Below are 25,340 nucleotides of genomic sequence, written 5' to 3' on the forward strand. Positions count from 1 at the left end.
GGTTTCCCCATCGCATTTCCTTATGTACTTTCATCATGCGTTCTATTTTTGACGCTATATTAACTGCTTAAGCAAGAGAATACCTCCCCCCCCATAGAAATTACTGACTGATTTCTTTTATATGGTTTCGAATCAACGCTTTTATTCCATTATGTATATTTTTATCCGGCTGTCCATCCGCAAACGCGACAACCCGAAAACCTATTTTCCTATATTTCTCCTTATCTGCTTCAAAGTCTTCTGAAGATGTATAATCTGTTCGCCACAAGTAATATGTAGGTTTCTGCAGAGCTATCACACTCTTTCTATTTCTGATGTCTATACTAAGATATAAACATCAGATTGTTTTTGTGCCTGTCTGCTCTATAATATTTTCAGTCTGACTTGATTCGGCAGTAGCAAAAAAGGTTTTCATTTTTCCCATTTTTTCATGGGCAATATCACTCCGATAGCTAGAACCGCCAACATATAACGGAACACACATTTCTAAAATACGATCATAAATTCGTTTCTTTTCTATGTTCGTTTCTTCTTTTAATTGTTTTATCGGAAGATTGGTAGTTACGATCAATGGTCTGCCAGATCGATATCTTCGGTCAATTACGCTGAATACAATTCCAAGAGCATACTCAGAATTTCGTTCTGTGCCAAGATCATCCAAAATTAAAAGTTCATATCGCGCCAGAGCATTGATATATTCTGTTTTATCCTCTAATGGAAACATATCATCAATAATTGTATTAAAATTTGTCATCTTCACAGTAATTTCCCGATTCAAAAGTGCGTTGGCAATGCAACCGGCTATGTAACTCTTTCCGGTTCCTATTGGTCCCCACAAGAGAAAACCAATATGATTTTTCTTCATATCATTCCAGTTTGCTGTGTATTCTTTGGCCTTCTCGATGGTGGTAGTCTTTTCTGCCAGTTCAAAATTCCAATCATACATTCGTGGTTCTTCAAAACAGATTTTTCTATTTCTTTCCACTAATTCGCGGTGTTCTCTTTCTTTATATGCCTTTTCCTCTACTTCACGCTTTTGACGGATACATGCACATTGTCTAAAATGTTTTTTCATACCAAGAATACTGTCTGGAGGGAAAAATGCCTCTACAGGTTCTCCACAAATCTTGCAATATGCTAATCCATCTGCACCTAAATATGTGTTTTCCTGATTTATCATAGACTGTCGCCCTCCTCATATTCGTAATTTACTCTAATCTTATTACTAAAATTATATTTTTCTTTTACTTTACTAGGTGGCACAATTCCGACCATAGAAGAGGCTGTTTTCCGACTGAATGAAGGACAGCTTTTCATCCCAATGGAAGTTTTATTTTCGTCTGTCTGCTTTACATCCGGTTCAGAAATCAACTCTATACAGGGGATTCGCATATATAAATGATTTGGTTTTGAAAATCCTCCGGAACTGCGAATCAACAATCCATACTCATCTAATTCCTTCATGGCAGCTTTTACAGAAGTACAACATTTTCCCCATTTCAAAGAAATTTCTGTAATCGGAAACACGAAATATACATATCCGTCTTCATTGAGCCAATGGTTTTTCTGTGAAATTCTGGCTCTGTCATATAACAGCATATAAAGTATTTTTGCATTTTGAGAGAGTGGTAGCTCTAACAAAAATTTAGGGAACTGATAATAAGGAAGTATCTTTTCCGTTTCCATCATATATTCAAATTTCATATTTTCTTTTACCTTTCTGAAAAATTAAGGAGACGGATGCCGGCTTTCCCAAAGAGATTTTTATGCTTTATTAAAATTCTCTTTTTATATCTCCCTATATAACGAAAGGGAAAAAGCTCATTTTACAGGGTACAGAGAGAAAAAATTTTACAAGAGCAAGATCCACCCATGTTTAACGTTATCGCGTTTCCACCTCCGTTCACCTTATGGGTGTTCTCTTGATGGGGAGTGACAATTCCCCATACCCTTGCTTATATAATTGGTTTACAAAAGAATTTGTTCGCATCACCATGTGTATTTTCAAATAGAAAAAGACATTCAATTACTTATTGAATGCCCAAAATAGAATTATGTTAATTATGATATTTTGCTGCGTACACCGCCGGTGTAGCTAATAAAAAAGTGGTTATGGGGAGGCCAGTTCCCCAGCAAGATAAAACTCCGGAATATTACGTATATGGAAGAATGACGATATGGTAATACCGGGGTGGATCTTGCTCTTGATAATTTGAAAAAGAAAAAATGTAGAAAATACTTTTTTAGATAAGTGATATTCAGAGTGTGTTTGATTTTTTATGATACTCTTACAAAGTGATTCTGATAATTTTTGATTATAGCATTCTGTGTTTTAAAATTCAATTTTGAATTATAATTCTCAATCATACAAAATCGAAAATCAAATGCAATTTTTCAAAAGACAAGTATTGAGAAACAGAACTGCTTATACTATAATTTACTTATGTCAAAGTGGAGGAATATGACAATGTCAGAATACGGATTTACTAAAAAAGATTGGGTTTTGTTCAGAGAGAAAATTGCAGACTGGCAAGAAGCCTATATGGATAAGTTGAATAAAGAATATATTGAATTGCTAAATGGTGAAGGAACTCCTTCCGAAAAATTTTGGACTTTAGAAGAACGTATTCGCAATGATAAAAAAGATACCGGTGTACAGTTAAGAATGAGTCGTTCTGTATACTATTTATAAATTGTAACAAAGTTAAGGAGGGCGCGAATGAATTTAGAAATATATCAAAAATTGTGTTCAGAATCAAAGGTTCTCTGGACATAGCATTGTCTGCAACGAATGCAGGAAAGAGATATCAGTCGTGCCGATGTAAAAAATGGAATTGCAACTGGTGAAATTATAGAAGACTACCCTGAAGATTATCCTAATCCAAGTTGCCTGATTTTTGGATATAATGTAAATGGACGAATTTTGCATATTGTTGCCGGATGTGATAATATAAATATATATATCATAACGGCATATTACCCAGATACAAAGAAATTTGAAAATGATTTAAAGACTCGAAGAAAGAGGTGATGGATATGTGTATGTATTGTAAAAATAGTACCACTTTCAATAGCACAACAACACACGTCGTAAACTATAAAAATTGTATTATTGTAATTAAAAATGTTCCATGCCTTGAATGTGATCAGTGTGGAGAAAAATATTATACAGACGAAGTTGCTGAACGCCTTGAATTGATTGTTAATATGGCGAAAAAATTAATGCAGGAAATTGCAGTTATTGATTATCCACAAGTAGCTTAATAATTTCGGCGGAAATATCATTGATGGTATTTCCGCCATTTCTTTTTATATACTCTTCGCACTATTCATTCTAAATGAATTATATTTTCTTAACTATTTATTCCCACTTAAAGCATTTTACAGAAATCCCAAAACAAATGAATATAACAGCTCCCATAAATCCAACAGGAAGCAAAACGTTTTCGATTGGCAATCCAAGAAATGTTGCTTTCATTAATTGAATACCTTGTGTCAAAGGAAACATACTGATGATCTTCTGCATAGCAGCAGGCATAACTTCAAACGGAAGTGTTGTCCCAGAAAAAATCAGCATAGGAAAATACAAGATACAGGCAATGACACTTGCACTTTTCATATTTTTAGCAATACCGCCGACTAACAGACCAATGCTTAACGTAGATACCATAGTCAGCAACCAACTTCCCAAAAATAAAAGCAAAGAACCATGTATCTTTATTTTCCAGAACAGCATAGCAAATAGGAACAAAGTGAGCATGGATACCACGCAATATATGACATAAATTGTAAACTCCACGACAAGCAATTTTACCGGATTGACAGGGGTAACTTTAAAACGCTTTAAAATTTTTCGTTCTCTGTATTCTGATACCACAAGGGGTAACCCCATGAGTCCTCCAGCACAAATGGAAATACAACAAAGCGCCCCAAAGGATTGCTCCAAAAAAGTGTATGCGGTTCCATCAGCAGCAGGTTTTGTGCCGTAAATAAATCCGAGAATAATCAATACGACTAATGGTATGATAACGGCAAATATAACCATATTCATGTTTCTAATATTGAGTTTTAGCTCATTCTTTAAAAGTGTTACAAATGATTTCATTCTTCTACCACCTCTCCGAAAAGCATAAGGTAAGCGTCTTCAAATTTTTCGCAGCCGCTGGCTTTCTTTGCCTGTTCAACAGTTCCGTAAAATACAGCCTTTCCTTTTTTCAGAATACATATCTCGTCACATAAAGCTTCCACTTCATCCATGAAATGAGAAGTCAAAAAGATTGTCAATCCGTTGTCCTTTAATTCCGACAGGATTTTCCAAACATCACGCCGGGCTTTTGTATCAAGTCCGGTAGTCAGCTCATCAAGAAACACAAGCTTCGGATTTGGAATTAGAGCAAGTACAATAAATAAACGTTGGCGTTCTCCACCAGACAGATTTTTGACTGCATGATCAATCTTGCTTCCGATCCCGAATTTCTCACAAAGTGTTTTCCAATCTGCCGGAGCCTTGTATAAGCAGGCTGTTTCATCGCATAACTCGGAAACCTTGATTTCCGGCTGATAATTGTTTTCCTGAAACTGTACGCCGACATTTTGGAACAAGCGGCGTCTGTCTTCTTTCGGGTTCAAACCTAAGACGGATACCGTTCCGCTGTCTGCCTTTTTTGTTCCTAAGATACATTCAATCGTTGTACTTTTCCCTGCGCCGTTTGCGCCAAGCAGCCCGTAAACGGTGCCGTATTTTACGGATAGACTGATTTGGTCTATTGCAAGCAGATTGCCATAACTTTTTGACAACTGCTCGACTTTGATTGCAGTTTGCATAGTAATACCTCCTGGTTTATTTTTCTCTATAAAAATACCACCAACGATAACATTGGTGGCAAAGTGTAGGGTTTATGAAAATAAGATTTTCATTTCTTGCAACATTTCTAAAAGAAATTTTGCATTTGTTTCCGCATCTGAAAGGGATATGATAAGTCTATCGCAAACAGAAATAATATCTTCCGTCTGTTTTGGGGTATTTAATGCAACACGAATGTCTGTGTTGGGATTTTTAGATAATTGCTGCAAAAGCCGTCGGATTGCTTCTAAAGAATAATTTGCACATCTTAATGAGCGAATGATTTTTAGCCGCTGTATATCCTCGTCCGTATAAACACGATACCCGTTATTTTTTCGCTTAACAGTAAGCAGACCGTTCATTTCCCAATTTCGGAGTGTATCCATAGAAATATCAAGTAGATTTGATACGTCTTTCCGTTTCAGATTGTGTGAGTTTTCCTGCGCACCGCCGGACAAAAGCTGTTTCACAATCTTAATTGCTTCTTCGGCATTTCGTCGTTCCTGTCTAAGCTGCTTTAAGTATTCCTCTGTCAGTATGATTGCTGTGTCGAACTCACCCGCAGCAGACACCGTAACCATTCGTACAATTTTCTTTCTCAAACCATTTTGCAATACTTCTACTTGAAACGCCAGCCGTATTAATTTGCATTGCCATATATGAAAATCTGTAAATACGCGATAACCATTTGACAGCCGTTCCGGTTTGGGTATCAACTTCATTTTTTCATATAAGCGAACTGTATTTGGATGTACTCCAATCATTGCAGCAACTTCCGCAGTTTTATATGTAGCCATTATTTCTCGCCTCCATTCTCTTAAGAATATACCACAATCGAAAAGTCTGGTGTTATAGTGTAGGGTTTATTATATTATAGCTGTTTGAAAAGCGAAACAGTAAGATAGGAGCTTTTATCACTTGACAAGTAAACGACTGTTCACTATACTATTCAAGTAAACAATCGTTTACTAATTGGAGGCTATGATGATGAATACGAAGGAAAAAATATTAGTGGCTGCTTTACGGCTGTTTGCTGTTAATGGATATGAGGCAGTATCTGTAAGTCAGATTGCAGGAGAATTAGGTATAACCAAGGGCGCTTTATATAAACATTATAAAAACAAAAGAGATATTTTTAACTGTATATTTGAATACGTTTGCCGACTGGATGTGGAACGCTCTCGAAAAAGCGGCGTCCCGGAACAGGATTATTCGGATATGCCGGAGGCTTTTTCCCATGTATCCGCAAAAAGTTTAGGCAATTATATGAAAGAGCAGTTCCGCTATTGGAGTGAAGATGAAATTGCTTGTAATTTTCGTAAAATGCTTACTCTGGAACAATACAAATCTCCGGAAATGAGTGCTTTATATCAAAAAGTTCTTGTCAGCGGACCTTTGGAGTATATTGAAAATTTACTTTGCGAGATGTCAAAAGAACAGGAGAAACTGCTGCCCTCTCCCCATGCATTGGCAATCGAGTTTTATTCTCCCTTTTATCTTCTGCTCAGTATGTCAGATGGGACAGATTGTAAAGAAACAAAAGAAGAAATCGCCCAAAGGTATATGCGTTATATCGATGATTTCTTCCAAAAATATTTTTCATAAAACGGAAAGAAGAAAGGAAATAAGAATGAACAATTTCATCAACATAAAACAATACGGATTTTCTGAAATGTTTTCAAAGGAAATCCCACAAGATAGTCCATTAGAACCGGCGCGTGTTCTTTCACAGGAAAAAGGGTTCTATCGGATCATAACAGACAAAGGAGAAAAATTGGCGGAAGTATCCGGAAAGTTCCGGTATCAAGCCACATTTTCTTCAGAATATCCTGCCGTTGGAGATTTTGTACTGGTAAATTGGAATGAATCCGGCAACAGCGCAATTATCGAATCTCTGCTGCCGCGAAAAAGCGCTTTTATCCGAAAAGCAGCAGGAGAACCTCAACAGGAACAGATTGTTGCTGCAAATATCGATACGATATTTCTTTGCATGGCATTAAACAATGATTTTAACATCAGAAGGTTAGAACGATATCTTTCCATTGCATGGGACAGCTGCGCTATGCCTGTTGTGGTGCTGACAAAATCTGATCTGTGTGATGATTTAGATTATAAACTTTCTGAAGTCTCTTCCATTGCTTTTGGGCTGGATATTTTGGTTACAACTTCAACAGAAGAAAATGGATACAGGGAACTTCTGCCATTTATTTCGGAGGGAAAAACAATTGCGTTTATCGGTTCTTCCGGCGTGGGAAAATCTACTCTTATCAATCTTCTATTGGGTAAAGAGCAGCTGAAAACGAACGGACTACGCAATGACGATAAAGGCAGGCACACCACAACTCACAGAGAATTGTTTTTACTTCCTTCCGGCGGTATGGTCATCGACACTCCGGGTATGCGTGAATTGGGAATGTGGGATAACGATACAGGAATTGATAGAACCTTTACAGAAATTGAAACGCTTGCATCTCAATGTAAATTCCGTAATTGTACCCATAAAAATGAGCCGGGATGCGCAGTTTTAAAAGCGCTGGAAACGGGCGAACTGGAAATTGACCGCTGGAATTCTTATCAAAAACTAAAAGCTGAAAGCAGCTACATAGAAGATAAAGAAAGTTATCTGATTGCAAAAGGAAAACGCGAAAAAGAAATTTCCAAGTTAATAAAAAAAATGCCGATCAGAGTATAAAGAGGAGCAGTTATCTTATGAAAGAAAATGTTATTATAAGAAATGAACGAAAAGAAGATTGGGAAATTGTAGAAACTATCACAAGACAAGCCTTCTATAATCTTTATGTACCGGGATGTGTAGAACATTACTTAGTTCACAATATGCGAGAACATGAAGACTTTATTTCAGAACTGGATTTTGTTTTGGAGCTGAACGGTAATGTCATTGGCAATATCATGTACACAAAAGCAAAACTAATTGACGAAAATAAAAACAAAAAAGATATTTTAACATTCGGTCCGATTAGTATTCATCCGGCTTATCAAAGGATGGGCTACGGAAAAATGCTTATAGAACATTCATTCCAGGCAGCCATACAGTTAGGCTATGATACGATTGTTATCTTTGGAAGTCCTGCCAACTATATCAGTCGTGGATTTAAAAGCTGTAAAAAATATAATGTTTGTATTGAAAACGGGAAATACCCTGCGGCAATGATGGTCAAAGAATTGATTCCTCATGTACTGGATGGTCATAAGTGGATTTATCAGGAGAGTCCTGTTATGGCGATCAGCGAAGAAGCAGCGGCACACTATGATAGCACATTAGAACCAATAGAAAAGAAGTATCTTTCAAGTCAAGAGGAATTTTATATTATGAGTCATTCTTTTGTGGAAGAATAGAAAATTGGATTTGAGATAGGAGGTATCAATCATGAGTCAACATATTACAGTTGTAGACTATAATCCTTTATGGCCAAAAAAATATGAAGAAGAAGCTTTACTAATTAAGGATATTCTCGCAGATAACTGCGTTGCCATTTATCATATCGGGAGTACGTCTGTCGAAGGTTTAGCCGCAAAACCTATTATAGATATTATGGCAGCAGTACAAAATCTTGAAAAGGTTGACGATGCTGCAGAAGCCTTTTCTAAAATAGGTTATGAATATCTCGGCGAATTTGGGATAGCAGGCAGACGGTATCTTCGTAAGGGTGGAGATGAGAGAACTCATCAAATTCATATCTTTCAAACAGAGGATTGGAATAATATTGGAAGACATCTTGCCTTTCGTGACTATATGCGTACTCATAAAAAAGAACGAGACGAATATGCAAAAATCAAAAAAGTTCTTGCACAGAAATTCCCTTATGATATTGATGGATATTGTGACGGAAAAGAAGAATTTGTGCGTAAAATTGAGAAACTCGCTCTCTCCCAATTTGATGGAACATGGGATAAAATGTACCTTGCGGCACGAAATGTACAGAAAAAAAGAGAGATTTCTCCGCTTGTAGAGGCTGGCGGCGTCTCCGCTGCAATTCTTACTGAAAAAGGGAATATCTATGTTGGTGTTTGTATCGATACTGCTTGCTCTTTGGGAATGTGTGCAGAAAGAAATGCGATTGCCAATATGATTACAAATGGCGAGAATGGCATTTGTCGATTGATAGCGGTTGATCGGAATGGAAAAGCAATCCCGCCTTGTGGTGCCTGCCGGGAATTTATGGTACAGTTAATGCCGGACCATTATCACTCTATTCAGATCATGATGGATTATGAAAATAAAAAAATGGTTACATTAGGAGATATCACTCCTAACTGGTGGATATAAGTATGGCGGAAATATCATTTTTGGTATTTCCGCCACTTCTTTTATATACTCTTCGCACTATTCATTCTGTCCACCCAGTTACATAAAATCACAATACTCTCTAAATTTACATTAATATATGTACGCCGCCTTTTCTACCGCCCAGAACAGTTTTTCCTTTGAGATCTGCCCACTGAAAATGCTCGTTGTCTTGCCGTGCAACGAGAAAGTTTCCGGCTCGCTGTGTGAGCTGTGCAAAATTAACGACATAGTCGGAAGCTCCTTCGCTGTACATATAAACGGAAGCTTCAGATCCCATAAATCCAATATCGGCTTCTCCGGAAATAACGGCAGTCATTGTTTTATCGGCTCCAAATCCGGTGACAAGTGTGAGGTCGATGTTTTCATCTTTGAAGTATCCTTTCTCAATCGCCACATATAGTGGAGCATAGAAAACAGAATGAGCCACTTCGTTTAGTGTGATTTTTACAGGGGAAGTTTTTTGAGACGATACTTCAAAGGAGTCGGAAGCTGTCGTTTTATCTCCGGTTTCGGCTTTAGAGCATCCCATACACAAAGAAAATACAAGAAGGAAGGCAAAAAGAGAGGTTAAAAGTTGTTTTTTCATGAAATCTCCAGATGATTTGGTTTTATTGTAATATATGTAAAATATAACCGTACAGTGAAAAGGATATAAAAACAGAGCGATACGCAAGTCTCCCGGTTTTGGGGATTCCTGTAAGTAACGCTCTGCTTTTAAATTTCAGTTTTTCTAAAACAGTTATGGCTTTCTAATCGTCAAATTCTTCCTCGGCATAATCGTCTTCAAAGGCTTCATCATAATTTTCTTCACTATCATCATAATCAGATCCTCCGCGGGAAGTGATCGCAAGTATGAGTGAAATAATTGCCAATACTCCGCTTACAATAGCTGCGATGAGAAGCTGCAGATCATCTCCACGTTTCAAAAATGCAAATACGCCGCTTCCGAGATAAAAAAGCATCGGAAGAAGGAAAGCAAAAATCGTATTTGACTTTTGCATGATAAAATAGAGAAGTGAAGATACGAGCATACAAAGGGCAAGGATAATGTATAAAGTGCCGCTTGTGCCGCCGCCGTCTGTTGTGCCGTTAAGTCCGGTCATGAATCCTTTATAAGTAAAGAATCCGAATCCTGCGAGAGAGATGATCCCGAGAATGATGCGCACTGCGCGGAATCTCGGAACGCTTTCGTAATAATCATCTTCATAATCGTCGATTTCCGGTTCAGGCATTTTACGCGAAGCTTTTGTGTCATATTTGTCGTTTTTATTTTTGGATGATTTTGAGGAGGCTTTTTTTACTTTGTCAGTATCAAGAACTCCTGTTGCAAGCATATCATCATAGCCTTTTTTAACAGCTTTCTCCCGTTTTGTGCGGACTTGTTCCGGTGGGATGTTACTGTACCGTTTATCTTCGTTCGGAGCTGATTTTTCAGTAGTTTGTTTGGATGAAGGCTTTCTTTTCGGGACTTTCTTTTCGGGATTTTCCTGAATCCGAACTGTTTTCTCGTCAGTTGCTTTTTCATCAGGCCGCCGTTTTTGATTTTGCGCAGGTGACTTCACCCGGTCGGAAGCTTTTGGGGAAGCTTCTGCAGCAGCGCGTTTTTTGGGGCTGCCGGTATGAGCTGCTTCCGGCTCTTTGTGCGCCTTTTTGATTTTGTTTTCGTCTTTTTTTTGAGCAACGTCGCTCTCGTTTTTTTTGCGGCTGGTCTTATCTGCCGCTTCGGCTTTTTTGGCAGATGCCTTTGCCGCTGCTTTTTTTGCACGTTGCTTGTCTAAATTCCACTGTTTTTTACAGTCACGGCAGACTGCATATTCATTAAAGACAGGATCTCCGCTGTTGTCAGTGCCGATTTGTTTGTTTTTGATCTCAAGTTTGTTTCCGCATATCGGACATTTCATAAAAATCAATACTCCTCTCTCTTCGTTAAATCGAATTTATAATGGTTTTATTATAACATTTCAAATGAGTTAGAACAATGAAAAATGTAACAATAAATCGAAAAATATCAAATATGATCGAAAATATAGCGCGATATGTGATATGATATCAAAATTAAAAGATAAAAAACAGCGTCATAATTATACAGATATTGCAAAAAATGACAGCAGAATTTGTAACAAAGGCGAAAGGAGAAATTATGAGATTTGAAGCAGATACACATTCACACACGCTGGCAAGCGGACATGCATACAGCACGATAAAAGAAATGGCGGCGGCAGCAGAAGCAAAAGGCTTAAAAGCGCTTGCGCTTACGGAACATGCTCCGAAAATGCCGGGAACGTGCGGGTTGTTTTATTTTCAAAACCTGGATGTCGTTCCAAGAAAATGCGGAGGAATTCGCCTCTTAATGGGAGCGGAAGTAAATATAATGGATGAAACAGGCAGGATCGACCTTCCGGAAAGTACCTGCCGTGATCTGGATATAGTTATTGCGAGCATTCATCCGCCATGCTATGGGATGGGGCACACAGAAGAGGAAAATATGAGAGCATACGAGGCTGTGATGAAGAAACCGTATATTAACATTATCGGGCATCCTGATGACGGTCGTTTTCAGATTGATTACGAACGTCTTGTGAAGATGGCAAAAGAGACGGGAACGCTTTTGGAAGTAAATAATTCTTCCATGAGACCGTCAAGCAGCAGAAAGGGAACTCGTGAAAATATTCTTACAATGCTTGATCTTTGTAAACAGTATGATGTTCCGGTTACGACAGGCAGTGATGCACATGTAGATGTAGATGCAGGCAATTTTACTTATGTAAAAGAAGTGCTTAAATTTTGCGATTTTCCGGAGGAACTTGTTGTTACGACAAAATTTGATGTATTAAAACAATATTTGAATATGAACACTTTCGGTATGTAGGAGAGAGCGGACTTTTGTATGCAGATGAAAGGGATAAGGTACTTTTGTAAAACTTTATAAATTTAACTGATTAACGTATGGACTTCAAGAATTTAATGTGCTAAAATATAACAGTGCTTGAAATAATTGCTGTGGATGCAGAGGTTGCTCGGATATATGCCACGGTGTTGAAAAGGAGAAGTTTATATGAGTAAAAAAATCAGGACAGAGGCAGTTGACTATCTTTTTGAAGCGATTCTCAGTCTGAAAAATAAAGGAGAATGTTATACTTTTTTTGAGGATATTTGTACGATTAACGAGCTGCTGTCTCTGTCACAGAGATTTGAAGTGGCAAAAATGCTCAGAGAGCAGAAAACTTATCTTGAAATTGCGGAAAAGACAGGCGCTTCAACGGCAACGATCAGCCGGGTGAACCGTTCTCTTAATTACGGCAATGATGGATATGACATGGTTTTTGAAAGAATTGATAAAAAATAAAAAAATGCCGGAGCGTTCATGCGTGTCCGGCATTTTTAATACGTACTTTTGTACTCGTCAATCTTCTTTTTGAGCAGAAAGTTCGTCTATGATTTTCTCTATCATAACTTTTTTCAAATAGACGTCAAAGCTTAAAGAGCAAATAAATGCAAAAAGACGAAGTTCTTTTTGATCGGCGTCATCTTCTATATTTGAAAAAGCAGAGAATGAACTTTCGTATGCTTCTTGAACGGATTCGGAAAGCGGCTTGATACGGGATTTTTCAAGCTTGCAAACTTCGGTATACAGTTCGGAGAGGCTAAGCGCCGCCTCGTCTGAAAAATATTTGTCCCGCAGAGGAGCAAGTACGGTTTCAATATCTTTGATAGAAAGAATGCTTTTAAAGTAGTAAATAAATATAAGAAGAAGTACATGTTCTTTAGAATATTTTTTCTTGACGGACGGAGGAAGAAGATTATTTTTTGAGTAGTTGTTTATCATTGTTTTTGTCAAAATCTTATCTTCGTCACGGCGTTTTGTTCCGGCAAGATGTTCGTCCATAAAAGTTGTTACCTGATCCATATATAAATCAATATTCGGTATTTCTTCCGGTTTGATGTAATCAATACGTTTTAAGTTTTCTGTTATGCTGTTTAACAGATCTGTCATGTCTATTTTCATAATATCACCTCGATATCCTTATTATATAGTAGTGAAAACTAGATGGCAAGCCTTTTCTAAACCTTTATTAACCGGGATTTCCCATCGTTGTTTTTGTATAAAAATGTAGTTATCAGCCGTTTTATCAGGAGTGCGCCTTGATAAATGATAACGATATGGAAGCGTTTGGCATGGGATAAATGAACGAAAAAAGAAGGTTGACTTTAACGAAAATATGTTCGATAATAAGAACAATACACACTCGTTATTTGAACTAAATATTTTACGGGTAATTGAGAAAAAGAAAGATAAGGAGCATATAAATGGCTGTATATGATACGTTGAATAAACCTCAAAAGGAGGCTGTATTTCATACGGAAGGTCCGCTTTTGATCCTGGCGGGAGCGGGTTCGGGAAAAACAAGAGTTTTGACTCACAGAATTGCATACCTGATTGAGGAAAAGGGAGTGAATCCATGGAATATTCTTGCCATTACGTTTACAAATAAAGCGGCGGAAGAGATGCGTCAGAGAGTAGACAGCCTTGTCGGGATCGGAGCAGAGAGTATTTGGGTCAGTACGTTTCATTCCATGTGTGTACGGATCTTAAGAAGATACATAGATCGTCTCGGATATGACAACAGATTTACGATTTATGATACGGATGATCAGAAGACGCTGATGAAAGAAGTATGTCGTAAGACAGATATTGATACAAAGCGGTTTAAAGAAAGGATGCTTTTATCGGTAATTTCTTCTGCTAAAAACGAGATGATCCTTCCGGAAGAGTTTGAATTGAATGCCGGAGGAGATTTTGTACAGCTTAAGATCGCAAAAGTCTATAAAGAATATGAGGCGCAGATGCGGGCGAATAATGCGTTGGATTTTGACGATTTGCTTGTAAAGACAGTTCAGCTTCTGGAAACGCAGCCTGATGTGAGGGAGAATTATCAGGAACGTTTCAGATATATCATGGTTGACGAATATCAGGACACGAATACCGTACAGTTTCGGCTTGTCAGCCTGCTTGCGGGAAAGTATAGGAATTTGTGTGTAGTCGGCGATGACGACCAGTCGATCTATAAGTTCCGCGGAGCTAATATACGAAATATTTTGGATTTTGAAAAAGAATTTTCAGATGCAAAAGTAATTAAACTGGAACAGAACTACCGCTCTGTCGGGAATGTATTGGAAGTTGCGAATAGTGTGATCCGCAACAATAAAGGCAGAAAAGAAAAGACTCTTTGGACTGATAATGAAAAAGGGGAGAAGATCCGTCTGCGGCAGTTTGATACGGCATATGACGAAGCGCAGTTTATTGCAGAGGATATTAAGGACGAAACGGCACAGGGAGCAAATTACAGTGATCATGCAGTTTTATACCGAACGAACGCGCAGTCGCGTCTTCTTGAGGAAAAGTTTGTCGCGATGAATATTCCGTATAAGATTGTCGGAGGCATCAATTTTTATTCCCGAAGAGAGATTAAGGATGTTTTGTCATACTTAAAAACGATTGATAACGGAAAAGACGATCTGGCTGTGAGAAGGATTATTAATGTTCCGAAACGGGGGATCGGTTTGACAACGATTAATCGGATTCAGGAGTCGGCTGCTGCGAGAGGAATAGGGTTTTATGACGCCCTTTCAGCTCCGGACCTTATTCCCGGGATCGGACGCAGCGCATCGAAACTTGATTCATTTGCAGCTTTGATCGAATATTTTAAAGGAAGATCGGAAGAGAGCGGGGTGACAGATCTTCTGACGGAAGTGATCGAGAAGACAGGGTATACGGAAAGTCTGGAAGCGGATGATCCTGAGGAACTGGAAGCAAGAGTGCAGAATATAGACGAACTTGTCAGTAAGGCGGCCGTATATGAGGAAAGCTGCAGTGACAGAGGAGAAAGACCGACGCTGAGCGGTTTCCTTGAAGAGGTGGCTCTTGTCGCTGATATCGACAGCGTAGCGGAAGATCGGGATTACGTGATCCTTATGACTCTTCACAGTGCGAAAGGTCTGGAATTTCCACATGTATATCTTGCGGGAATGGAAGACGGATTGTTCCCAAGTTATATGTCGATCAGCGGAGATGATCCGGAAGAGTTGGAGGAGGAACGAAGACTTTGTTATGTGGGCGTGACCCGCGCTGAAGAAAAATTGACTCTTACCTGCGCGCGTATGCGTTTGGTCAGAGGTGAGAGACAATATAACAGTATGTCCCGTTTCATTAAAGAGATGCCTTCTGCATTGATTGATACAGGAAAGCGAGAAGGCGGTTTTTCTCAAAATGTTTCTTTGGGAGAGAAGAGGACGTATTCGTCCGAGGTCAGTGGATACAAAAGATCTGCGTATGCTCAGAAACCGGCATTTGCCGCGATCCAAAAGGGGAGCGGACTGATGGCGAAAAAGTCGGAGGGACTCTCTTACGGAGTCGGAGATCGTGTACGGCATGTAAAGTTTGGAGACGGCACGGTGACGGAGATTAAAGAGGGTGGAAGAGATTATGAGGTGACGGTGCAGTTTGATACTGCAGGAGTCAGAAAAATGTTTGCTTTGTTTGCAAAGCTTATAAAAATATAGATTGGAGGATAACATTGTGAAAATAGGTTCACATGTCGGAATGAGTGGTAAGGAGATGCTGCTTGGTTCTGCAAAAGAAGCAGTATCTTACGGGGCGGATACATTTATGTTTTATACGGGAGCGCCTCAAAATACGAGGCGGAAAGAAATCGAAGAATTAAATATCGATCCTGCATGGGAATATATGAAAGAGCACGGGATTCAAGAAATCATTGTTCATGCTCCGTATATTATTAATTTAGGCAATGCGGTAAAGCCGGAAACATTTTCTCTTGCGGTTGAGTTTCTCGCAAAGGAGATAGACCGTACGGTAAGCTGCAGAAGCCATACGTTGATTCTGCATCCGGGAGCCCATGTAGGAGAAGGAGTCAGCATAGGAACAGAGCAGATCATAAAAGGACTAAACGAAGTTCTTACGCAGGATATGGATTGTTGTGTGGCGTTAGAAACAATGGCGGGGAAAGGATCGGAGATCGGTCGTACGTTTGAAGAATTAGCCAGGATTTACGACGGGGTAAAATATAGCGATAAATTGAGAGTTTGTTTTGATACATGTCATACGAGCGACAGTGGGTATGATATTATTCATCATTTTGATGATGTGATAGAAGAGTTCGATCGTATTATAGGAAAAGATCAGATTGCCGTATTTCATATTAACGACAGTAAGAATGTTCCAGGCGCTGCAAAGGACAGGCATGAGAACATCGGATTCGGACATATCGGTTTTGAAGCGATCAATTATATCGTTCATCATGCGGACTTTAGGGATGTTCCGAAAATACTTGAGACGCCATATATACCATCTGTGGAAAATCCAAAGAAATCATATGCTCCTTATAAATATGAAATTGAGATGCTTCGGGCAGGGAAATTTGATCCTGATATGAAAGAACGGATTGTAAAAGAGCATGAAAAAAGCGTCTGAACGGAGTCGAACCGTCGCACATGCCTCCGGAGGGCATTGCTCTATCCACTGAGCTACAGACGCATCGTTGTGTTAAACAACTTTAATTATCCTAGCATAAAGTAAGCAAAATGTAAAGTGTTTTCAAGTTGTTTGTTGCCGTGAAAACTGATACATGTTAGAATAGCATTCATATGATAAAGAGTTTCTATATAAAGGAGTGTGGAAAAATTGAAAACAATGTTGGAATTGATCACAACGGAAATGGAAGCGGCTTTTGAAAAAGCCGGTTATGATAAAGAACTTGCAAAAGTAACTCTTTCAAATCGTCCCGATTTGTGCGAATATCAGTGCAACGGCGCGATGGCAGGAGCAAAGAAATATAAAAAAGCCCCGTTTATGATTGCGGAAGATGTGGCGGTATATTTAAAGGAAAGTTCTTATTTTGAGACGGTAGAAGTTGTAAAGCCGGGATTTATCAATCTGAAACTTGCTCCGCAAAGTGTTGCGGATTATTTAAATCAAATGTCAGAAACAGAAAAACTCGGAGTAGAAGAAGCGGAAGAACCAAAAACGATCATGATAGATTACGGCGGACCGAATGTTGCGAAACCGCTTCATGTAGGACATCTGCGTTCTGCAATTATCGGCGAAAGCGTAAAACGGATTACTCGTTTTAAAGGAAACAAAGTGATCGGTGATATTCATCTGGGAGACTGGGGATATCAGATGGGACTTATCATCACGGAATTAAAGAAACGCAAACCGGAGCTGCCGTATTTTGATGAAAATTTTACGGGAGAATATCCGGCGGAAGCTCCGTTTACGATCGGCGAACTGGAGGAGATATATCCGACAGCAAGTTCATATGCAAAAGAAGACGAAGAATACAGGAAAGAAGCGTTGCATGCGACATATTTGCTCCAGAACGGCCACAGAGGATACAGAGCGGTTTGGAATCACATCATGAATGTTTCGGTTACAGATCTTAAGAAAAATTATGAGAGACTGAATGTAGAATTTGATCTTTGGAAAGGCGAGGCGGACGCGCAGAAATATATACCTGATATGGTACAGATGTTAAAAGAAGAAGGCTATGCGCGTTACGACGAGGGCGCTCTTGTGGTCGATGTTCAGGAAGAGTCGGATAAAAAAGAAGTTCCTCCGTGTATGATCTTAAAGTCAGACGGAGCGGCGCTCTATGATACGACAGATCTTGCAACACTTGTACAAAGGGAAGAAGATTATCAGCCGGACGAAGTTATCTATGTAGTAGATAAACGTCAGGAACTTCACTTTACACAGGTGTTCCGCTGTGCAAAAAAGACGGGGATCGTGAGCCCGAATACAAGATTGGAATTTCTCGGATTCGGTACGATGAACGGGAAAGACGGAAAACCGTTCAAAACCCGTGAGGGCGGCGTTATGCGTCTTGAAAATCTGATCCGCGAAATTAACGATGAAATGTATAAGAAAATTATGGATAATCGTACAGTGGAGGAAGAAGAAGCGAAAAAGACGGCCCGCATAGTCGGACTTGCGGCAATTAAATATGGAGATCTGTCGAATCAGGCAGGCAAAGATTATATATTCGACGTAGACAGATTTACTTCATTTGAGGGAAATACAGGTCCGTATATTCTTTATACAATCGTGCGTATTAAGTCCATTTTGGCAAAGTATAAGGAAAACGGAGGAAGCGCAGAGAAACTTTCGATCCGTCCGTCGGGAAATGTATATGAGAAGGCGCTTATGCTTCAAGTCTTGAAGTTCAACGATGTGTTTGAGGCAGTATGCGAAGAGACTGCTCCGCATAAATTGTGCGCTTACATTTATGAGATCGCGAATGAATTTAATAAGTTTTATCATGAGACGAAGATCCTCTCCGAGGAAGACGAAGAGAAACGTTCCGGTTATATTGCGCTCCTCGGACTGACAAAGCGCGTGTTGGAGACGTGCATTGACCTGCTTGGATTTGAAGCGCCGGAAAGGATGTAATGGAAAAATGACGGAAAAACTGTTTTATAAAGACAGTCATCTTTCAAAGTTCGATGCAGAAGTTCTTTCGTGTGTCAGAGCAAAAAGGCAGCAGGTGAAGGATTCGTTTGGCAGGCTGGACGGAAAAGCAGGCGAATATTATGAAATAGAACTTGACAGGACAGCCTTTTTTCCGGAAGGCGGAGGTCAGTATGCCGATACGGGAGTGCTATATATGGCAGACGATGATACGTGCGGCTTGGATGAAACGGCTCGAAAGAAAGTTCAAGTGCTCGATGTCCGTGAAAGGAACGGGCGTATCTTTCATATAACGGACGGTTTCATTGAAGCCAAAACTGCGGTGAAAGGAAGTATCGACTGGGAAGAACGCTTTATGAAGATGCAGCAGCATACGGGAGAGCATATCGTTTCAGGGCTGATCCACGCCGCATACGGGTATAATAATGTCGGCTTCCATCTTGGCAGTGAGGACTGTACGATGGACTTTGACGGTGAGATCACAGAAGAGGAACTTCGCCGGATCGAGGCGGAGGCAAATAAAGCTGTGTGGAAAAACCTGAAAGTATTTACGCATTATCCGAAGAAGGAGGAACTGTCTCAGATAGAATATCGGAGTAAGATCGAGATCGAGGGTCAGGTACGTATTATAGAAATTCCGGGGTATGACTGCTGTGCCTGCTGTGCTCCTCATGTGACGTATACAGGAGAGATCGGACTGATCAAGCTGGTTCAAGCGCAGCGTTATAAGGGCGGAGTGCGGATCACTATGCTGTGCGGAGTCCGCGCGTTTTCGGATTATGTGAGAAAGGAAGCGCAGGCAAAAGAAATTTCCAGGCTTCTTTGTGCGAAAGAAAATGAGATTGCAGATGCGGTTGCGCATTTGGCAGAAGAGACGAATCAGCTGAAATATGAACTTGCAGAAAAAGAGCGGCGCCTAGTGAAAGCGTATGCGGACATGATTTCGGAAAGTAAAGATGCAGTTTGCATTTTTACGGAAGAATTCGGCGGTGATTCCATGCGTATGTTGATGAATTATGTTTTAGACGCAGGGCATTGTATTTGCGCAGTGTTCTTTGGAAATGAAAAAGACGGGTATCGATATGTGTTGGGAAGCCGTCAACAAGATGTACGTGAAATGGCGAAAGAGTTTAATAAAAGATTCGACGGACGCGGCGGCGGAAAACCCGAGATGGTTCAGGGAACAGTCCGAGGCGAGAAAGAAGCGATCGAGCGATGGCTGATGAAATATGAGTTTGTTTGTATATAGGAAACAGTGAATGGTAATAAATAAAGAAAAATGATACAAAACATTTGAAATGTTACAAAAATATTAAAAAGTGTTGAAAAAATGCGGGTGATTTGTTATTATTTATTCGATAGTGAATCGTAAAATAAGAAGAAAAACCTGCATTTTTTTTGATTGGCATCTATTACAGTACAAGTTTCCGACAGATGTTTTTCATTTTTTTAATTAAGTTTGTTGAAAAGCGGACGGTTGTGTTGTATGATGCTGTTATGTGGGGAAATAGATAATAAAATGAGGAAAGGTGGCAGTATGAGATTAAAAAAGGTACATAGCACATTTCTGACGGCGGCTTTGGCTTGCTCATTAGCAGTGACGCCGGTGTTTGCAAATCCGGCAGAAGATGCGGAGAATTTGAAAAATCAGAAAACAGAAGCGGAAAGCGAGCTTTCTAATCTTCAGACGCAGTTTGATACATTGATCCAAAAGGCGAATGAACTGGAACTTAAGCTGATTAAGACAGGTGAGGCGATTATTCAGGCGCAGGCAGATCTGGAAGCTGCGGAAGAAAAAAAAGAAGAACAGTATGAGGCGATGAAAAAGCGGATTAAGTTTATGTACGAATCCGGAACAGGCAGCGCTACAGTCGAGAAAGTTATGACATCCGGCGATATGTCGAGCATGCTCAGTCAGGCAGAGTATTCGCAGAAGATGCATGAATATGATCGTGAACAACTGAAAGAATATACAAATACAGTAACAGAGATTGAAAATTTGCAGAAGACACTTGAAGAAGAGCAAAAGAATCTGGAAGCAACGGAAAAAGAGTACGAGGCTGAGCAGGCGACTCTGACCGAGACGATCAATTCTAAAAAAGATGAGATCACCAATTTGGACGGCATGATCCAGGAAGCTGCAAGAAAAGCCGAAGAGGAACGAAAAGCAGAGGAAGAACGCCGCAGACGGGAAGAGGAAGCAAAGAACAATGTGACTCCGGAACAGCCGGTGACACCTTCCAATCCGAATAACGGAAGTTCAGGCGGTTCAGGAGCGGCGCCGTACGATCCGGTAACGGGAAATGTTATTGTAGACCGTGCATATGGATGTATCGGACTCCCTTATGTGTGGGGAGCGACAGGACCGAACTCTTTTGACTGCTCGGGACTTGTAGGATATTGTCTGACAGGCGGTTATGGACGTGTAGGAACAACGTATACATTTATGGGATGGCCTCGCGTCAGTGATCCTCAGCCGGGCGATGTATGTACGAACTGGGATCATTGCGGTATTTACATTGGAAACGGTATGATGATCCATGCGCCTCAGCCGGGAGAGAATGTTAAGATAGGACCGGTACAGGCAGGAATGGTTTATGTTCGTCGCTAGGCGTACAAAGTCAGTCGGTAAGTTATGATAAGATGTATAAAATCAAGTGAATAATACATAGGTCGATCGCAGGAGTTGTGAATTTTACAGCTCCTGCTTTTTTTAATAGATTTCATTTTTAAGGATTGACAGAGAAAAAAGATAGGTGTATAGTAAAAGCATAACAATTAAATAAATGCTTAATTGTTGAAATAAAAAGATTTTAAAAGAAAAGAGGTATTTAATATGAAAAAGACTTATAAAATTGAAGTAGATTGTGCAAACTGTGCGAATCTGATGGAAGATGCGGCGAAAAAGACCGGCGGAGTAGAAGATGCGGTGGTGAATTTCATGACACAGAAAATGACTGTACAGTTCGAGGATGGGCGAGAGCCGAAGTCGGTTATGAAAGATGTGCTGAAAGCCTGCAAAAAAATAGAGCCGGATTGTGAAATTGAATTTTAAGAAACTTCTCAAAGATTGAATGAAAGTGGCTAAAAAGAAAAAGGAGCGCCCGATATGCTGATGGCAAAGGGCGCAGATTTATATACAACATATGAACGAATGAACATATGTGTATATTAAATAGCGAGGAGGATGCAAGGTGTAATGAGTAAAAAACAGAAAAAAATGTTGACGAGGATCATGGCAGCGGCATTTGGTGTTATTCTATTGAATTTTGTACCTGTAACGGGAATTTTGCGGTTCACACTTTATTTAGCAGTATATTTAGTCATAGGATACGATATTTTGAAAAAGGCAGGCAGAGGTATTTTGAACCGGCGCATGTTTGACGAGAATTTTCTGATGGCAGTCGCAACAATCGGAGCTTTTGCTCTTGCCGTCTATTCAAAAAGCGGCGATTATAACGAGGCAATCGCGGTAATGTTGTTTTATCAGATCGGAGAGTTGTTCCAAAGTTATGCAGTCGGGAAAAGCCGCAGAAATATCAGTGCATTAATGGATATCCGACCGGATTATGCAAATGTAGAATGTGACGGGAAACTGGAAAAAAGAGATCCTGATGAAGTCGGAATAGGAAGTATCATCGTAGTACAGCCGGGTGAAAAAGTTCCGCTTGATGGGATTGTCGTCGAAGGAAGCTCCAGTTTAAATACAAGCGCTTTGACAGGAGAAAGCCTTCCGCGTGATGTGCGTCAGGGAGAAGAGGTGATCAGCGGCTGTATTAATATGACGGGAGTACTGAAAGTTCGGACTACGAAACAGTTTGAAGAATCAACGGTGTCTAAGATTTTGGAACTTGTGGAAAATTCCGGTTCCAGGAAATCAAAATCCGAACATTTTATCTCCAAATTCGCCAAAGTGTATACTCCGGCAGTTTGCTACGGGGCATTGGCGCTGGCACTCTTGCCTCCGGTAATAGAGATGGTCTTTCTCGGACAGGCGGCTCAGTGGGGCGTGTGGATTTACAGAGCTCTTACATTCCTTGTGATTAGTTGTCCCTGTGCACTTGTGATCAGTATTCCTCTTAGCTTTTTTGCGGGAATCGGCGGGGCAAGCAAAGCAGGAGTGTTGATCAAAGGCTCTAATTATATGGAAACATTGTCTCAGACAAAATATGTTATGTTTGACAAAACAGGAACTTTAACAAAAGGCGCTTTTGAAGTAAGCGCGGTTCATCACAATGAACTGGAAGAAGAAAAATTATTAGAATATGCGGCGCTTGCAGAATGTGCGTCATCACATCCGATCAGCAAAAGTCTGCAAAAAGCATACGGAAAGGAAATTGACAGAAACAGGGTTTCGGATATCCGGGAAATCAGCGGTCATGGGATTACAGCCGTCGTGGACGGTCATGAAGTTGCGGCAGGTAACGACAAGCTGATGAAAAAACTCGGTTTGAAGTATCATGAATGCCATACGGCAGGTACGATCATCCATATGGCGATTGATAAAAAGTATGCAGGGCATATCGTGATTTCCGATGTTGTGAAAGAACATTCCAAAGAAGCGGTTGCGGAATTGAAAAAAGCAGGGATCAAAAAAAACAGTCATGCTTACCGGGGATTCGCGGAAAGCTGCCGAGCAGACGGCAAAAACTTTGGGAATCGATCAAGTGTACAGTGAACTGCTCCCCGGAGATAAAGTACAAAAAGTAGAAGAACTGCTCTTGGAAAAAGAAGGAAAAGAAAAGCTTGTATTCGTAGGTGACGGCATTAATGACGCACCGGTACTGACTCGGGCGGATATCGGAATTGCAATGGGGGCAATGGGATCGGACGCGGCAATCGAAGCGGCAGATGTAGTGTTGATGGACGATGATCCGTTAAAGATTTCCAAAGCGATTAAAATCTCTCAAAAATGTCTGAGAATCGTATATCAAAACATTATATTTGCTTTGGCAATTAAATTTGCCTGTCTTGGACTTGGCGCTCTTGGAATTGCAAATATGTGGTTTGCGATCTTTGCCGACGTAGGGGTTATGATCATTGCGGTCTTAAATGCAGTCAGGGCGCTTAGAGTTCAAAATCTATAGATCTGAGTTAAATTTTGATTTATACGTCTTTGTTTATGCAGGAAATATCCATGATCTTTTCGATCATATGATGAAGCGTTTGTGTTTTTTTCGAGTCGACGGCACGGTAATATGTTTCTTTTCCGTCCCTGCGGGATTCGATCAGACCGCTTGAACGAAGCAGACGTAAATGATGCGCGACGGCAGGACTGCTCATTTCCATCATAGAAGCGATGTTGATAACACATTCTTCGCAGTGGCACAAGATCCAGAAGATGCGGATGCGGGTAGGATCGCTTAGTTGTTTAAATATATCTGCGGTCGTCTGAAACTCTTCAATATTCGGTAAATGACTCATTAACTGAGACATTGACTGATTGTGCCGATGGGGCAATGTATAATGTTCCATAAGAAAACTCCTTTCGGACATAGTTTGTATAATATATTTTTTGGAAATCGGAAAACCCGGCGTCTCTGTGCGCCGGGTTTTTCAGCGATCATAAAAAACTGCCCTTTTTAATATTATAAATTTTTAGGTACGATCTCCAGCCAATATCCGTCAGGATCGGAAATGAAATAAATCCCCATCCCCGGATTCTCAAAACAGATGCATTCCATCTCTTTGTGTTTTTCGTGTGCCGCATCAAAATCATCGGTTTCAAATGCAAGATGGATCTCGTTATCTCCCAAATTGTAAGGGCGGTCCATATCCCGAAGCCATGTCAGTTCGAGTTTGTGAGGAGTTGTCGAGTCACCGAGATAAACAAGTTTGAAGCTGCCGTCGTCAGCCTCTTTTGTACGTGTGACAGTAAGACCGAGAGCTTCTTTATAAAATCGCAAAGATGCATCCAGATCGTAGACATTTAAGTTGTTGTGGGCAAAAGTAAAGTTCATAATGCTCCTCCTTATCATTTAATCATAGTTTTTGATATTACATTCATAAAGACAGTTCCGATAATATAAATACGGAAAAGTTATTTTTATGTACGGTGTATACCGATTCAGCTTAGTATAACACAAAATGTTGTCACAGAGTGTATATTTGTGGTAAAATATAAAGGATTTTTACAGAGAGGTAAAAGACGATGGAACGAGGTTTGATTCATATTTATTGTGGAGACGGCAAAGGAAAGACGTCCTCAGCCGTCGGGCTGGCGGTCAGAGCTGCGGGCTGCAAAAAGAAAGTGCTTTTTGCACGTTTTCTTAAAAATGAGAATTCGGGAGAATTAAACATTCTCGACAGCATTTCGGACATTGAAGTTTTACATCTGGAGAAATCTTACGGTTTCTATAAAACACTGACAGAAAAAGAAAAAAAAGAGGTAAAGAAGCTATATGAAGCTCTGTGGAATGAGGTCTTGAGAAAAGTTTCCGGCGGATCTTATGACGTACTTGTTATGGATGAATTTATGGCGGCATACCGGTATGGATTGATACCAAACGAGGAAGCTCTTTGTTTTCTGGAAAAGAAACCGACAGGTCTGGAAGTTGTCTTAACAGGACGGGATCCTGACCTTCGCCTTGTAGAGAAAGCGGATTATGTATCTGAGATCTGCAAGGTGAAACACCCTTACGACCGGGGAATCCGGGCTAGAAGAGGGATTGAGTATTAGTCGGGCTCGGCATACGTTTGAAAGA

At 40.0% G+C, this 25,340-nt stretch carries 27 protein-coding genes, 1 tRNA gene and 1 pseudogene; 17 read left to right on the top strand and 12 right to left on the bottom strand.

Features of this window, described 5'->3' with window-relative positions; translation table 11 throughout:
• Nucleotides 1-100: 100 nt before the first annotated feature.
• The 3 genes from RUMTOR_RS13210 to RUMTOR_RS02375 form a co-directional block, all read right to left on the bottom strand.
• Nucleotides 101-268: a hypothetical protein gene (locus RUMTOR_RS13210; protein WP_009321055.1), complete on the bottom strand. Its 168-nt coding sequence runs from the start codon at nt 266-268 to the stop codon at nt 101-103.
• Nucleotides 269-337: 69 nt separating this feature from the next.
• Entirely contained in the window at nt 338-1,180 is an 843-nt protein-coding gene (locus RUMTOR_RS02370; RefSeq protein WP_004845457.1) for an ATP-binding protein, read from the bottom strand.
• Complete coding sequence (locus RUMTOR_RS02375) at nt 1,177-1,704, bottom strand: replication initiator protein A (RefSeq protein ID WP_004845458.1); 528 nt, start codon at nt 1,702-1,704, stop codon at nt 1,177-1,179. Before RUMTOR_RS02375 ends, RUMTOR_RS02370 begins: the two co-directional genes overlap by 4 nt.
• A 763-nt stretch (nt 1,705-2,467) precedes the next feature.
• Between RUMTOR_RS02375 and RUMTOR_RS02380 the strand changes: the two genes are divergently transcribed.
• From RUMTOR_RS02380 to RUMTOR_RS02390, 3 genes are all read left to right on the top strand, one after another.
• Nucleotides 2,468-2,692: a hypothetical protein gene (locus tag RUMTOR_RS02380; RefSeq protein WP_009242370.1), complete on the top strand. Its 225-nt coding sequence runs from the start codon at nt 2,468-2,470 to the stop codon at nt 2,690-2,692.
• Between the two features lie 90 nt (nt 2,693-2,782).
• A complete protein-coding gene (locus tag RUMTOR_RS02385) occupies nt 2,783-3,031 on the top strand; it encodes a DUF4258 domain-containing protein (protein ID WP_287501785.1) in 249 nt (82 codons plus the stop codon).
• Between the two features lie 5 nt (nt 3,032-3,036).
• Nucleotides 3,037-3,264: a type II toxin-antitoxin system MqsA family antitoxin gene (locus RUMTOR_RS02390; RefSeq protein ID WP_009242368.1), complete on the top strand. Its 228-nt coding sequence runs from the start codon at nt 3,037-3,039 to the stop codon at nt 3,262-3,264.
• A gap of 97 nt (nt 3,265-3,361) precedes the next feature.
• Here RUMTOR_RS02390 and RUMTOR_RS02395 read toward each other — a convergent pair whose 3' ends face one another.
• From RUMTOR_RS02395 to RUMTOR_RS02405, 3 genes are all read right to left on the bottom strand, one after another.
• Nucleotides 3,362-4,105 (bottom strand): ABC transporter permease, encoded by a 744-nt coding sequence (locus RUMTOR_RS02395; RefSeq protein WP_004845462.1) that lies wholly within the window; start codon nt 4,103-4,105, stop codon nt 3,362-3,364.
• On the bottom strand, nt 4,102-4,824 hold the full coding sequence (locus tag RUMTOR_RS02400; protein WP_004845463.1) for an ABC transporter ATP-binding protein: 723 nt from the start codon (nt 4,822-4,824) through the stop codon (nt 4,102-4,104). The genes RUMTOR_RS02395 and RUMTOR_RS02400 overlap by 4 nt, the downstream gene beginning before the upstream one ends.
• A gap of 72 nt (nt 4,825-4,896) precedes the next feature.
• Nucleotides 4,897-5,640, bottom strand: coding sequence for a MerR family transcriptional regulator (locus RUMTOR_RS02405; RefSeq protein WP_004845464.1), 744 nt, complete (start codon nt 5,638-5,640; stop codon nt 4,897-4,899).
• A gap of 190 nt (nt 5,641-5,830) precedes the next feature.
• Here RUMTOR_RS02405 and RUMTOR_RS02410 point away from each other — a divergent pair, with 190 nt between their 5' ends.
• From RUMTOR_RS02410 to RUMTOR_RS13685, 4 genes are all read left to right on the top strand, one after another.
• Nucleotides 5,831-6,448, top strand: coding sequence for a TetR/AcrR family transcriptional regulator (locus tag RUMTOR_RS02410; protein ID WP_009242366.1), 618 nt, complete (start codon nt 5,831-5,833; stop codon nt 6,446-6,448).
• Nucleotides 6,449-6,515: 67 nt separating this feature from the next.
• Entirely contained in the window at nt 6,516-7,535 is a 1,020-nt protein-coding gene (gene rsgA, locus RUMTOR_RS02415) for a ribosome small subunit-dependent GTPase A (protein WP_242647674.1), read from the top strand.
• A gap of 17 nt (nt 7,536-7,552) precedes the next feature.
• The gene (locus RUMTOR_RS02420) at nt 7,553-8,200 is read left to right on the top strand and encodes a GNAT family N-acetyltransferase (protein WP_004845467.1); all 648 of its coding nucleotides are present in this window, start codon (nt 7,553-7,555) and stop codon (nt 8,198-8,200) included.
• A 31-nt stretch (nt 8,201-8,231) separates the two neighbouring features.
• Nucleotides 8,232-9,131 carry a GrpB family protein gene (locus RUMTOR_RS13685; protein ID WP_004845468.1) on the top strand — a complete coding sequence of 300 codons (900 nt, stop codon included), beginning with the start codon at nt 8,232-8,234 and terminating at the stop codon, nt 9,129-9,131.
• Between the two features lie 106 nt (nt 9,132-9,237).
• Here the strand turns inward: RUMTOR_RS13685 and RUMTOR_RS02430 are convergent, their stop codons facing one another.
• Nucleotides 9,238-9,738, bottom strand: coding sequence for an ABC transporter substrate-binding protein (locus RUMTOR_RS02430; protein ID WP_004845469.1), 501 nt, complete (start codon nt 9,736-9,738; stop codon nt 9,238-9,240).
• A 163-nt stretch (nt 9,739-9,901) separates the two neighbouring features.
• Nucleotides 9,902-11,053, bottom strand: a complete 1,152-nt coding sequence (locus RUMTOR_RS02435) for a hypothetical protein (protein WP_004845470.1) — start codon at nt 11,051-11,053, stop codon at nt 9,902-9,904.
• A 239-nt stretch (nt 11,054-11,292) separates the two neighbouring features.
• Here RUMTOR_RS02435 and RUMTOR_RS02440 point away from each other — a divergent pair, with 239 nt between their 5' ends.
• The gene (locus RUMTOR_RS02440) at nt 11,293-12,021 is read left to right on the top strand and encodes a phosphatase (protein ID WP_009242310.1); all 729 of its coding nucleotides are present in this window, start codon (nt 11,293-11,295) and stop codon (nt 12,019-12,021) included.
• A 186-nt stretch (nt 12,022-12,207) separates the two neighbouring features.
• Entirely contained in the window at nt 12,208-12,498 is a 291-nt protein-coding gene (locus RUMTOR_RS02445) for a YerC/YecD family TrpR-related protein (RefSeq protein ID WP_004845473.1), read from the top strand.
• A 57-nt stretch (nt 12,499-12,555) separates the two neighbouring features.
• Here the strand turns inward: RUMTOR_RS02445 and RUMTOR_RS02450 are convergent, their stop codons facing one another.
• Entirely contained in the window at nt 12,556-13,158 is a 603-nt protein-coding gene (locus RUMTOR_RS02450; protein WP_004845475.1) for a DUF1836 domain-containing protein, read from the bottom strand.
• 302 nt (nt 13,159-13,460) lie between these two features.
• Here RUMTOR_RS02450 and pcrA point away from each other — a divergent pair, with 302 nt between their 5' ends.
• A complete protein-coding gene (gene pcrA / locus RUMTOR_RS02455) occupies nt 13,461-15,713 on the top strand; it encodes a DNA helicase PcrA (protein ID WP_004845476.1) in 2,253 nt (750 codons plus the stop codon).
• Nucleotides 15,714-15,729: 16 nt separating this feature from the next.
• Nucleotides 15,730-16,641, top strand: coding sequence for a deoxyribonuclease IV (locus RUMTOR_RS12640; RefSeq protein WP_009242309.1), 912 nt, complete (start codon nt 15,730-15,732; stop codon nt 16,639-16,641).
• Here RUMTOR_RS12640 and RUMTOR_RS02460 read toward each other — a convergent pair.
• Nucleotides 16,633-16,704, bottom strand: a tRNA-Arg gene (locus RUMTOR_RS02460). The genes RUMTOR_RS12640 and RUMTOR_RS02460 overlap by 9 nt on opposite strands.
• Nucleotides 16,705-16,860: 156 nt before the next feature.
• Between RUMTOR_RS02460 and argS the strand changes: the two genes are divergently transcribed.
• From argS to RUMTOR_RS02485, 5 genes and pseudogenes are all read left to right on the top strand, one after another.
• Nucleotides 16,861-18,618, top strand: a complete 1,758-nt coding sequence (gene argS / locus RUMTOR_RS02465) for an arginine--tRNA ligase (RefSeq protein ID WP_004845478.1) — start codon at nt 16,861-16,863, stop codon at nt 18,616-18,618.
• 7 nt (nt 18,619-18,625) lie between these two features.
• Complete coding sequence (locus RUMTOR_RS02470) at nt 18,626-19,885, top strand: alanyl-tRNA editing protein (RefSeq protein ID WP_004845479.1); 1,260 nt, start codon at nt 18,626-18,628, stop codon at nt 19,883-19,885.
• Nucleotides 19,886-20,122: 237 nt separating this feature from the next.
• Complete coding sequence (locus RUMTOR_RS02475) at nt 20,123-21,247, top strand: coiled-coil domain-containing protein (protein ID WP_004845480.1); 1,125 nt, start codon at nt 20,123-20,125, stop codon at nt 21,245-21,247.
• A gap of 225 nt (nt 21,248-21,472) precedes the next feature.
• Nucleotides 21,473-21,691 (top strand): cation transporter, encoded by a 219-nt coding sequence (locus RUMTOR_RS02480; RefSeq protein WP_004845481.1) that lies wholly within the window; start codon nt 21,473-21,475, stop codon nt 21,689-21,691.
• A 144-nt stretch (nt 21,692-21,835) separates the two neighbouring features.
• Nucleotides 21,836-23,723: pseudogene (locus RUMTOR_RS02485) on the top strand (heavy metal translocating P-type ATPase).
• A gap of 19 nt (nt 23,724-23,742) precedes the next feature.
• Here RUMTOR_RS02485 and RUMTOR_RS02490 read toward each other — a convergent pair.
• Nucleotides 23,743-24,111, bottom strand: a complete 369-nt coding sequence (locus tag RUMTOR_RS02490; protein WP_009242306.1) for an ArsR/SmtB family transcription factor — start codon at nt 24,109-24,111, stop codon at nt 23,743-23,745.
• A 113-nt stretch (nt 24,112-24,224) separates the two neighbouring features.
• Nucleotides 24,225-24,596: a VOC family protein gene (locus RUMTOR_RS02495; protein WP_009242305.1), complete on the bottom strand. Its 372-nt coding sequence runs from the start codon at nt 24,594-24,596 to the stop codon at nt 24,225-24,227.
• Between the two features lie 191 nt (nt 24,597-24,787).
• Here RUMTOR_RS02495 and RUMTOR_RS02500 point away from each other — a divergent pair, with 191 nt between their 5' ends.
• Nucleotides 24,788-25,315, top strand: a complete 528-nt coding sequence (locus RUMTOR_RS02500; protein WP_004845486.1) for a cob(I)yrinic acid a,c-diamide adenosyltransferase — start codon at nt 24,788-24,790, stop codon at nt 25,313-25,315.
• Nucleotides 25,316-25,340: the final 25 nt, after the last annotated feature.

This window comes from [Ruminococcus] torques ATCC 27756, from assembly GCF_000153925.1.
Taxonomy (GTDB): Bacteria; Bacillota; Clostridia; order Lachnospirales; family Lachnospiraceae; genus Mediterraneibacter; species Mediterraneibacter torques.

What these genes read in the sequence shown, in the direction of transcription:
- RUMTOR_RS02370 (WP_004845457.1), bottom strand. Translation starts at nt 1,180, where the DNA reads ATGATAAATCAGGAAAACACATATTTAGGTGCAGATGGATTAGCATAT.
- RUMTOR_RS02375 (WP_004845458.1), bottom strand. Translation starts at nt 1,704, where the DNA reads ATGAAATTTGAATATATGATGGAAACGGAAAAGATACTTCCTTATTAT.
- RUMTOR_RS02380 (WP_009242370.1), top strand. Translation starts at nt 2,468, where the DNA reads ATGTCAGAATACGGATTTACTAAAAAAGATTGGGTTTTGTTCAGAGAG.
- RUMTOR_RS02390 (WP_009242368.1), top strand. Translation starts at nt 3,037, where the DNA reads ATGTGTATGTATTGTAAAAATAGTACCACTTTCAATAGCACAACAACA.
- RUMTOR_RS02395 (WP_004845462.1), bottom strand. Translation starts at nt 4,105, where the DNA reads ATGAAATCATTTGTAACACTTTTAAAGAATGAGCTAAAACTCAATATT.
- RUMTOR_RS02400 (WP_004845463.1), bottom strand. Translation starts at nt 4,824, where the DNA reads ATGCAAACTGCAATCAAAGTCGAGCAGTTGTCAAAAAGTTATGGCAAT.
- RUMTOR_RS02405 (WP_004845464.1), bottom strand. Translation starts at nt 5,640, where the DNA reads ATGGCTACATATAAAACTGCGGAAGTTGCTGCAATGATTGGAGTACAT.
- RUMTOR_RS02410 (WP_009242366.1), top strand. Translation starts at nt 5,831, where the DNA reads ATGAATACGAAGGAAAAAATATTAGTGGCTGCTTTACGGCTGTTTGCT.
- rsgA (WP_242647674.1), top strand. Translation starts at nt 6,516, where the DNA reads ATGTTTTCAAAGGAAATCCCACAAGATAGTCCATTAGAACCGGCGCGT.
- RUMTOR_RS02420 (WP_004845467.1), top strand. Translation starts at nt 7,553, where the DNA reads ATGAAAGAAAATGTTATTATAAGAAATGAACGAAAAGAAGATTGGGAA.
- RUMTOR_RS13685 (WP_004845468.1), top strand. Translation starts at nt 8,232, where the DNA reads ATGAGTCAACATATTACAGTTGTAGACTATAATCCTTTATGGCCAAAA.
- RUMTOR_RS02430 (WP_004845469.1), bottom strand. Translation starts at nt 9,738, where the DNA reads ATGAAAAAACAACTTTTAACCTCTCTTTTTGCCTTCCTTCTTGTATTT.
- RUMTOR_RS02435 (WP_004845470.1), bottom strand. Translation starts at nt 11,053, where the DNA reads ATGAAATGTCCGATATGCGGAAACAAACTTGAGATCAAAAACAAACAA.
- RUMTOR_RS02440 (WP_009242310.1), top strand. Translation starts at nt 11,293, where the DNA reads ATGAGATTTGAAGCAGATACACATTCACACACGCTGGCAAGCGGACAT.
- RUMTOR_RS02445 (WP_004845473.1), top strand. Translation starts at nt 12,208, where the DNA reads ATGAGTAAAAAAATCAGGACAGAGGCAGTTGACTATCTTTTTGAAGCG.
- RUMTOR_RS02450 (WP_004845475.1), bottom strand. Translation starts at nt 13,158, where the DNA reads ATGAAAATAGACATGACAGATCTGTTAAACAGCATAACAGAAAACTTA.
- pcrA (WP_004845476.1), top strand. Translation starts at nt 13,461, where the DNA reads ATGGCTGTATATGATACGTTGAATAAACCTCAAAAGGAGGCTGTATTT.
- argS (WP_004845478.1), top strand. Translation starts at nt 16,861, where the DNA reads ATGTTGGAATTGATCACAACGGAAATGGAAGCGGCTTTTGAAAAAGCC.
- RUMTOR_RS02470 (WP_004845479.1), top strand. Translation starts at nt 18,626, where the DNA reads ATGACGGAAAAACTGTTTTATAAAGACAGTCATCTTTCAAAGTTCGAT.
- RUMTOR_RS02475 (WP_004845480.1), top strand. Translation starts at nt 20,123, where the DNA reads ATGATGCTGTTATGTGGGGAAATAGATAATAAAATGAGGAAAGGTGGC.
- RUMTOR_RS02480 (WP_004845481.1), top strand. Translation starts at nt 21,473, where the DNA reads ATGAAAAAGACTTATAAAATTGAAGTAGATTGTGCAAACTGTGCGAAT.
- RUMTOR_RS02490 (WP_009242306.1), bottom strand. Translation starts at nt 24,111, where the DNA reads ATGGAACATTATACATTGCCCCATCGGCACAATCAGTCAATGTCTCAG.
- RUMTOR_RS02495 (WP_009242305.1), bottom strand. Translation starts at nt 24,596, where the DNA reads ATGAACTTTACTTTTGCCCACAACAACTTAAATGTCTACGATCTGGAT.
- RUMTOR_RS02500 (WP_004845486.1), top strand. Translation starts at nt 24,788, where the DNA reads ATGGAACGAGGTTTGATTCATATTTATTGTGGAGACGGCAAAGGAAAG.